Source organism: Tetragenococcus muriaticus DSM 15685 (genome assembly GCF_000423785.1).
In the GTDB taxonomy this organism is placed as follows: Bacteria; Bacillota; Bacilli; order Lactobacillales; family Enterococcaceae; genus Tetragenococcus; species Tetragenococcus muriaticus.
The window spans coordinates 177,991-186,503 of sequence record NZ_AUIQ01000001.1; the positions used below are offsets into that span (position 1 = coordinate 177,991).

The 8,513-nt window shown below is 33.9% G+C and carries 9 protein-coding genes and 1 pseudogene; 2 read left to right on the plus strand and 8 right to left on the minus strand.

Going from position 1 to position 8,513, the window contains the following annotated elements; translation table 11 throughout:
* Positions 1-30 precede the first annotated feature (30 nt).
* Positions 31-936 carry a DNA-deoxyinosine glycosylase gene (locus tag G577_RS12615; protein ID WP_331279475.1) on the plus strand — a complete coding sequence of 302 codons (906 nt, stop codon included), beginning with the start codon at positions 31-33 and terminating at the stop codon, positions 934-936.
* Here G577_RS12615 and G577_RS0100845 read toward each other — a convergent pair.
* The 8 genes from G577_RS0100845 to G577_RS0100880 form a co-directional block, all read right to left on the minus strand.
* The gene (locus tag G577_RS0100845) at positions 925-2,271 is read right to left on the minus strand and encodes a DEAD/DEAH box helicase (protein ID WP_028789507.1); all 1,347 of its coding nucleotides are present in this window, start codon (positions 2,269-2,271) and stop codon (positions 925-927) included. The genes G577_RS12615 and G577_RS0100845 overlap by 12 nt on opposite strands.
* A gap of 239 nt (positions 2,272-2,510) precedes the next feature.
* Positions 2,511-2,873, minus strand: coding sequence for a hypothetical protein (locus G577_RS0100850; RefSeq protein ID WP_028789508.1), 363 nt, complete (start codon positions 2,871-2,873; stop codon positions 2,511-2,513).
* 82 nt (positions 2,874-2,955) lie between these two features.
* On the minus strand, positions 2,956-3,597 hold the full coding sequence (locus tag G577_RS0100855; RefSeq protein WP_028789509.1) for an HD domain-containing protein: 642 nt from the start codon (positions 3,595-3,597) through the stop codon (positions 2,956-2,958).
* Between the two features lie 10 nt (positions 3,598-3,607).
* The gene (locus G577_RS0100860; RefSeq protein WP_028789510.1) at positions 3,608-5,107 is read right to left on the minus strand and encodes a carboxypeptidase M32; all 1,500 of its coding nucleotides are present in this window, start codon (positions 5,105-5,107) and stop codon (positions 3,608-3,610) included.
* An 11-nt stretch (positions 5,108-5,118) separates the two neighbouring features.
* Positions 5,119-5,856: a DUF3307 domain-containing protein gene (locus G577_RS0100865; protein WP_028789511.1), complete on the minus strand. Its 738-nt coding sequence runs from the start codon at positions 5,854-5,856 to the stop codon at positions 5,119-5,121.
* 16 nt (positions 5,857-5,872) lie between these two features.
* The gene (locus G577_RS0100870) at positions 5,873-6,544 is read right to left on the minus strand and encodes a SatD family protein (protein ID WP_028789512.1); all 672 of its coding nucleotides are present in this window, start codon (positions 6,542-6,544) and stop codon (positions 5,873-5,875) included.
* 152 nt (positions 6,545-6,696) lie between these two features.
* Positions 6,697-7,482, minus strand: coding sequence for an SDR family oxidoreductase (locus G577_RS0100875; RefSeq protein WP_028789513.1), 786 nt, complete (start codon positions 7,480-7,482; stop codon positions 6,697-6,699).
* A gap of 60 nt (positions 7,483-7,542) precedes the next feature.
* Complete coding sequence (locus G577_RS0100880; RefSeq protein WP_231556778.1) at positions 7,543-7,986, minus strand: nuclear transport factor 2 family protein; 444 nt, start codon at positions 7,984-7,986, stop codon at positions 7,543-7,545.
* 322 nt (positions 7,987-8,308) lie between these two features.
* Here G577_RS0100880 and G577_RS0100885 point away from each other — a divergent pair.
* Positions 8,309-8,513 (plus strand): annotated as a pseudogene (locus tag G577_RS0100885) (ISLre2-like element ISTeha1 family transposase); the annotation flags it as partial.

Below are 8,513 nucleotides of genomic sequence, written 5' to 3' on the forward strand. Positions count from 1 at the left end.
AATTAAAAATAAACAAGGAGAGATATCGTCATGCAAACTGGATTACCTCCCATTTACAACGAAAATACTGAAATTTTAATTTTAGGCAGTGCACCAAGCGTTCAATCCCTAGCAAAACAACAATATTATGGGAATAAAACCAATCAATTCTGGGAAATCATTTTTACTTGCTTAAAAGTAACTGATCCTAAAAACTATGAGAAACGTATTCAAGTGTTATTAAATCATCATATCGGACTTTGGGATATCTTCCACACATTTGAACGCAGCGGGAGTATGGATCATCATTTTACTCAATATGAGATAAATGATTTTACTTCTCTTCTTGAGAATACGTCCATTAAGACAATTATCGCTAATGGTAAAACTGCTTACCATGAAATTGTAGCCAATCACCTTTTTCCTGAGCGATCAGTTTACTGTTGTCTTTCAACCAGTGGTGCTAATAATAGTCGTAAGCAAAAGCGTCAAATAGAATGGCAACAAGCTTTAAATAAAACCAATCAAACTTATTTTGGCAATAACACTTGGATTAGAGCAGCTGCTTATTATTTACGTTACCAAGTGTTTGTACTCGAACAAAAAATCGCCCCCTCTTTAGAGTTTGATGAAAAAACCAATACAATTCATAATTATTTAGTTGTCTTAAATCAAAAAGAGCCTGTCGCAACGATTCGTTTTGATATTTATAAAAATCACACTATTTCTCCTGATCGTTTTTGTGTAGCAAAAAGTGTTAGAAATCAAGGCATCGGAAGTTCCTTATTAAATGATTTTGAGAAAAAAGCACTTGGTCTAGGATATAAATACAGTTTACTTTCTGCAGAAAAACAAGCCATCCCATTTTATCAAAAAAATGGTTATCAAATAGCCTCAGAAGAATATTTAGAAGATGGGATCTTTTGTGTACAAATGAAAAAAACGTTAAAAGTTTGAATCCTTCTTTTGTTTTTTAGCACTACGTTGCTGCTTGCGACGCTCTATTTTTCTCTTTTCCTGGTTATTTTTATCAATTTTTTGTTTAATTTTTTTCTTATAACCAGGTTTTACTTGTTTCTTTTGTTTCTTAACATAGCCAATCGTCTTGGGGTCTAATTCTTCCGTGGGTTTCTCTCTTTTTTTACGACGATTACGATCATAAGTTGCTATGACTTCTCCGTTTTTAATCTCTTTAGGTTCAAAAACAATTCCGCGTTTTTCCAACTCATCAATGGCTCGTTCATCGCTTGGATCATATAGTGTAATAGCTGTCCCCTGTAATTGATTTCGACCTGTGCGTCCTACACGATGAATAAAGAAGTCTAAATCACGAGGCAATTCCGCATTAATCACATGACTGATTCCTTCAATATCAATACCACGAGCGGCTAAATCAGTTGCTACTACGTACTGATAATCAAGATGTTGAATTTGTCGCATCACACGTTTGCGCTCTCTAGAAGCAATACCACCATGAATTTTAGCAACTTTTAAGCCTTGATTTTGTAAAAATTCGGTAATTTCATCTACATACTCCTTAGTGTTAGCAAAAACAACTGCTAAATAGGGTTCTCCAAGTGTTAGTAATTGATAAATTAACTGTTCCCGGTCCTTGCCTTTAGTAGAAATCAACCAATTTTCTATAGTTTCAGAAAGTAAGGTTTTAGGTTTAATTTCTTCAATGATCGGACGAGTAAGATATTTTTTCAAAAAAGGACGTAATTTCTCTGGAACAGTCGCAGAAAATACTAACATTTGTATACTCTCAGAAAATTTGCTCGCAATTTGATCAACTTCTGGTAAAAAGCCAAGATCCAAGGTCATATCAGCTTCATCAACGACAAAAGCTTTACTTTTATGGATTAGAAGAGCCCCTTCATTTGCCATGTCAAGCATTCGCCCGGGGGTCCCGATAGCTAATTGTGGTTGTTGATGCTGGAGCTGTTCTAGTTGTTTTTGCTTATCTGTACCTCCAACAAATTTAGCTATACGAATCTCTGACGGCGCAAAAGCTACTATTTGTTTAGCAACTTGATAAATTTGTTCAGCTAATTCTCGGCTTGGTGCTGTAATAACGACCTGTACTTCGTTTTTATCCAATTCAATTTGATCAATTAATGGGAGCAAAAAAGTATGTGTTTTCCCACTTCCTGTTTGGGATTGGCCAATAACATCACGTCCTTTTTGAATGAAAGGAATAAGTCTTTCTTGAACTTCAGTAGGCTGTGTAAAGCCACTTTTTTTTAATGCTTGATAAATAAAATCTTGCAACATAAATGATTCAAAAGTCATTCATGCACCTTCTTTCTTTTCTACTAATCGTTGTTTCCTGTTATTTACATTTTTTATAATTCTTAATTTATAATCTGTTTGTCCAGCTTGGCTAAATTTATTCTTATATTTATTAGTGCTTTAACTATATCAAATTGTTATTTATTTTTCATTGTTTTTGGCAAAAAATATCATAGTTTCTGACAAAAGAAATCACAGGCTAAAAGGCCTTCCAATTAAACCCCTTTAACCTGTGTTCTTTAAAGAAAGTCAGTAAACTCGTAATATCTAACTTGTACCGAACAATTATTGGATATTATAGATAAGGTATTTAATTCTAACTTTACAAGTTCCTCTTCAACCACAGTATAACAATTATCTTCAAAAGCTTCTTCCACATAAGGAAGTATTTCTTCCTCGTCTCCTTGGCTTTCTTGCTCCATACCATGTATTTGTTTAAAGATACGAACATCATCTAAAACAAAGTATTCTTCTCCATATTTATAAACAATAACCTCATAATCACGAGCTGTTAGCTTTGTATGAAGAGCAAACAGGCATTCATTCACATTAGGAATAACAAGTGCCAATTCTTTGGGTTTTAACGCATGTCGATAAAACAATCTACTCGCCCCTTTCCCTTCCATTATAATTACAGTTAAAAAAATAAGGAAGTATTTCAATTTACAGAACAAGACATAACCGCTAGATTTGCCATTCTTGATAAAATTGTGTTAAAAATTCTTGCATAAAAGCTCTTTGGCGTGCTCCTTCTTTTTTACCATATTCTGTATTCATCATTTCTGGCAATAAAAATAGCTTTTCATAAAAATGGTTAATCAAGGTGGTGGACTTACGGTATTCTTCTTTTGTATGGAAATTTTGTGGTGGCTTGTTCTTGTCATAAATAACTTGTCCATGTGCCCCGCTAAAATAAGCGGCCCGTAAAATTCCTCCGGCACCCAATGCGTCTAAACGATCTGCATCTTGTACAATTTTTCCCTCGGCAGAAAGAGGATTTGTTGAAAAAAACTTTTCACTTGAAAAAGACATATTTTGGAGAATCTCAAGAATTGCTTCAATTTCTTGCAAAGAACATCCAATTTCTTGTAAAAAGTATTGAAGATCTTGTTGCGCTTTTGCAGGAAAAGTTGCAACTTTATCATCAATAACATCATGTAAGTAAGCACTGGCTATAACAATAAACTTTTCTACATATAAAACATCTTCTGTTATAATTTTTTCGGCTAAGCGCGCTGTTCTTTCTGCATGAGTAAAATCATGGCCCGTATTTTCTTTAGCCAAATTTTCTTGCGCGTATGAAATAATACATTCTATTTTTTCCATAAAAATTTCCCTATTCGTTTATCTGGTATACTGAGAAATAGATTTCTTGCAAGTAGTCAAGTAAATATTGTGGGTTTAATTTTTCTCCAGTAGCATCATAAATCAACTGATGGGGCTTTTTAGAAGCGCCGTATTGATGGATATTTTGCGTTAACCACTGTCTAATAGGAGAATAGTCTGATGAACTTAGAACTTCATCTACATCAAGGTCTTTTTTCATTGCATAATAAAGTTGGCAAGCATACATATAGCCTAAGGCATAAGATGGGAAATAACCAAATTCTGCTGCCGACCAATGAACGTCTTGCAAAATACCTTCTAGGTCATCTTTAGGTCGGATTCCTAAGTATTGTTCATATTTATCATTCCAAATTCGTGGTAATTCTTCTACAGCCACTTCTTCATTAAAGATCATTTTCTCAACTTCATAACGAATAATAATATGCAATATATACGTAAGACTATCTGCTTCAATTCGAATTAAACTTGCTTGTGTTTGCTTAAGAGAAGCATAAAAATCTTCAAAAGAAATATCATCAAAAGTTCCTTGAGCACACTCTTGTAAATAAGGATACTGTTTTTGCCAAAAAGATTTTCGGCTTCCGATAACTAATTCATTAAACAAAGATTGTGACTCGTGAATTCCCATAGAAGCTCCTTCATGCGCCGGTGTATGCTCAAATTTTTCTGCAATATTTTGTTCATAAATACCATGACCTGCTTCATGAATTAAGCCCATAATCCCCATAGTAAGATCAGCCTCATTCCAGCGGTTTGTTAGGCGCACATCTTGATGGTTAATACCTGTCGCAAACGGATGGATAGTATCATCCACTCGCCCTCGGTTTAAATCAAATCCAAGGTCTTGGATGACTTTTATAATAAACTGGTATTGTTGCTGTTTTGGCATTTTACGATTCAGAAAGTCCGTTCTTGGACTAATTCCTTGTTCAACAATTTTTTGTCGTAATGCAATAATCCCTTCACGAACCGTGGAAAAAACATCATCTAAGATATCTGTTGTCATGTTTGGCTCGTAAATATTTAAAAGCACATCATAATCTGTTTTCTCCTCTTTTTTCCAGTAAGAAATTAATTCTTTGGTTAAACGAATATTTTCTTTCAACGCCTCATAAAATAAAGAAAAATCTTTAGCTTGTCGTGCTTTTTGCCAAGCATGATGCGCATTTGAAGTCGCTTGACTATATTCAACCATTAAAGCATTAGGCACTGCTTGTTCTCGGTCATATTCTTCTTTAATTAAAGAAAAAGCTGCTTTTCCTACCTCAGAAAGTTCTTTTGGATGTTGCGTAAAATAGTCGATTGCTTCTGTCATCTTAGGTCCAACTTTTTTAGCAAAATATTGACCATACAAATAACTTGATACTTCTCCACGATAATCACTAGCTTCTTCTGGCATACCTGTTTGCGTATCCCATTCTAAAATGCCTAGTGTTTGTTGTAACATATCCATTTCTTTTAATTCTGCTAAAAATTCTTGTTCTTTCATTTAAATACTCCTTAAAAAATAATTGTAAAACTCGCAATAACCAATAGTGAACTCAACAAAGTACCTAACAAATAATACTCAGCAAACTTAGGATCTTCTGCTATCTTATTATAACGCGCAATAGATTTAGCCGTTAGCACAAAACCAATGGCTGCGTACTGATTAGCATAGAGCATAAATAATATAAGTAGACGTTCAAAAACGCCGATAAGCGCCCCTGCGTTAGTAATCCCTTCATCTGATGTTTTAGGGTCAAAGTGATCAAGAACTTTCCGAATAGTAATACTACTTGGTTGCAAAATTAAAAGTAACATGACGATCCAAGAAAGGATTTCCTTAACGTCAAAATCAAAATGATTTAATACTTCATCTAAAAATGAGAAGTAGCTTATATCAACTTGGACAAATAGAATAAAAGTAACGACAAATAAAATTGTTAAAATATGGACAAATTGATCTATAAGATAAAGCAGCACGTTTTGTAAATCATTAAACTCAAAGCGTTTACTTATTAACACTTTGCAGGCATCAATAATAAAATGGACAAAGCCAATAAATAATGCCCATAAAAGTAATTGCCAGTTAAATAACGGTAAAATCACTAGCATCATGGTCAATAGATAAATCAAACAATGGGATAACAAGTAGCGAAAAGCCTTTTCTTTTTCTTTAGCCATTGTTGCAGTCTGTAAATAATAATCGGCTAAGATATGACCAATAAAAAAATGTAAAAATAAAATATCTACCATGAATTTCCATCCCCAGCTATAATTCGTTAAGTACGTTTTGCAGTGTGTCTAACGAATGGTTAAATGTATAAAAATCTGTGCTCTTAAGTGCTTTATTTACGCTTGACTGTCCAATATTTAGAGTTTTAGCAGTCATATATTGATTTTTTTCATTTGCTAAATAAGTTCGAATAATTTCTTTTTGTCTTTCAGTCCACTTTGTTTTTATAACAGACTCTAAGGAAAAAATCGTATTAATGAGTTTTTCATAATGGACAGCTTGACCACCAGTAGACAATAAAATATTTGAATGACGTTGTTCATATTGCTTTTCACTTTTTTCAATCCATTCAATCATCGCTCGAGCTCGATGATAACAAGAGCCATCGTTTAATAAAGAATTTTCTGGATTAATCTCTGTTTCAATATCACCTAAACCAATACCTATACGTAATTCAATAGGCGCTAAATCTAATTCAAGTTCAAAAAGCATTACCATTAGATGACTAGCATCTTTTAATAAACCTTGGAAAGCATCTCCCATACTCACCGTAAATTTAGCTGCTAAATCTTTCTGATACACTTGATTTAACCGTTCTAAAGTTCTAGTAAATTTCTGTTGTGTCGTCCCCCGATGCTCCAATTTTCTTGAATCTTTAATATCACCAATAATAGCTATATAGGGATAATAAGTTGCAGCTGTAACCATAGCAGACACCTCCTAAAGGGATTATATAATTCCTTTGTCAGTGAATCAACCGTTTTGATTCCTTTTATAACGCATCATTAACAAAGATTCGCTAAAAAGGGAATTAATTGCAAGAATTTTCATAATGAAGAGCTCTTATATATTGTATATAATTAAACTGCCTTAACTTTTCCACCGTCAACCAGAAGATTTTGTCCTGTTAGATAGGAATTGGCTCCTGAAACTAGGAAAGTAGCTACTTTAGCAAACTCCTCTGGTTTTCCATAACGACCCATTGGAATGGTTGAAAGATTAGCAGCTTGGATAGCTTCTTTCGTCTCTGCTTTTTTCTTTGCATTCGCTTGATCAAGTTTATCCACCCGTTTTGTTTGAATACGTCCTGGTCCAATTGTATTTACCAATATGTCATCTTCAGCTAATTCTTGAGATAATGTTTTTGCAAGACCTAAAATGCCTACTCTAAATACATTAGATAAAGTCAGTCCATCAATAGGCTCTTTTGTCGAAGAAGAAGTATTGTTTAAAATACGGCCTTTATTTTCTTTTAAATCCGGTAATACCATACGAATAACTCGAATATAGCTTAATAAAGTAAGCTCAAACGCTTTTTGCCAGTCTTCATCTTCAAAATCTTCAAAACTTCCAGCTGGCGGGCCACCAGAGTTATTCACTAAAATTGAAATAGAACCGAATATTTCTCTTGTTGTTTTTACTGCTGCTGCAATGCTTTCCTGTTTTGTCTGGTCTAACAGACAATAAGCAACAGATCCTGTAGCTGTTTTTTCAATTTCTTCTTTAGCTAGTTTTAAATTTTCTTCTGTGCGGCTAGTCAACATAACATTAGCTCCTTCATTGGCTAATTCATGCGCTATGGCCTTGCCCAAACCATCACTTGAAGCTAGTACTAAAGCCGTTTTTCCTTTGATTTGCAAATCCATTGGCAAATTCCTCCTATTAAAACGTTGATTTATTAATTTTTAAAATTACTTTAAAGACTTTTAAATAATGCCATTGTCTCTTAATACTCGTGTCTCATCTCCAGTAACCCAACCAAAGATTTTGGGCTCCCCATTTCTAAATTGGATAAGGTAATTTGATGTAAAAGGGATAACTACCTCACTTCCTTCTTTAAGATAAACGGCTTTCCAATGAGTAGTAGCAACTGCATGCTGTTCGTCAAGAGGTATAATATCAATAGACTGGCATTTCATTTCTTTTGTACCAATTAAACGGTAATATTCATACCCTTTATCCATTGCTTCTTTAAGCTGATCATTATTTTCTCCCGTTTTTACCCCAGTTGGATTAGCAGCAATAAATTCCTCAGTATAAAAATTTACAATAGTTTCTAAATCCTCTTCTCCAGCCAAAGAACTATTCATTTGTTGTTCATAAGAGTTAAAAAAAGTCGCAATCTTATCTTTTATTTGGGGATATTCCATTTGTTTTCTTTCATCCTCTCTATTGCTTATAGCTTAACAAAGCTCTGAGTTGAGTACAAAATTTTTCTAATAAACGTAATACCAGTATACCATAACGGTTGAGAAAACGCTTTTCACCTTTAGTAACTAAGTCGTAAAGATTATTATTCAATCCGACCTTCATTCCTATCACAATGCTATTTTAAAAACATCTTTGCACTCATTTTAACTAAAAAAATAATCTAAGTGTAAAATTTATTGAGGTTCCCTCTAGACGAATAAAAAAGAAACCGTTACTCTATTCATTGGGCTGACAGGCACTAATGAATAAAGGCGGTTTCTTATGGATTCTATTGTAACAGATTTAGTGGAAGTAATGAAGAAGGAAAGAAATTTTTTAGCAAGAGAAAGAGCCATGATGATTTTTTTTGCGCAACTGATAGCGACAATCACCCAACTAGCTTTTCAAACGCTCGATGAAGAAATTTGTGCCCAATGGAAGAAAGAAGGCTTTCGCGTCGACCGCAAAAGCGAAAGAACCATCACCT

What these genes read in the sequence shown, in the direction of transcription:
- G577_RS12615 (WP_331279475.1), top strand. Translation starts at nt 31, where the DNA reads ATGCAAACTGGATTACCTCCCATTTACAACGAAAATACTGAAATTTTA.
- G577_RS0100845 (WP_028789507.1), bottom strand. Translation starts at nt 2,271, where the DNA reads ATGACTTTTGAATCATTTATGTTGCAAGATTTTATTTATCAAGCATTA.
- G577_RS0100865 (WP_028789511.1), bottom strand. Translation starts at nt 5,856, where the DNA reads ATGGTAGATATTTTATTTTTACATTTTTTTATTGGTCATATCTTAGCC.
- G577_RS0100870 (WP_028789512.1), bottom strand. Translation starts at nt 6,544, where the DNA reads ATGGTTACAGCTGCAACTTATTATCCCTATATAGCTATTATTGGTGAT.
- G577_RS0100860 (WP_028789510.1), bottom strand. Translation starts at nt 5,107, where the DNA reads ATGAAAGAACAAGAATTTTTAGCAGAATTAAAAGAAATGGATATGTTA.
- G577_RS0100875 (WP_028789513.1), bottom strand. Translation starts at nt 7,482, where the DNA reads ATGGATTTGCAAATCAAAGGAAAAACGGCTTTAGTACTAGCTTCAAGT.
- G577_RS0100880 (WP_231556778.1), bottom strand. Translation starts at nt 7,986, where the DNA reads ATGGAATATCCCCAAATAAAAGATAAGATTGCGACTTTTTTTAACTCT.
- G577_RS0100855 (WP_028789509.1), bottom strand. Translation starts at nt 3,597, where the DNA reads ATGGAAAAAATAGAATGTATTATTTCATACGCGCAAGAAAATTTGGCT.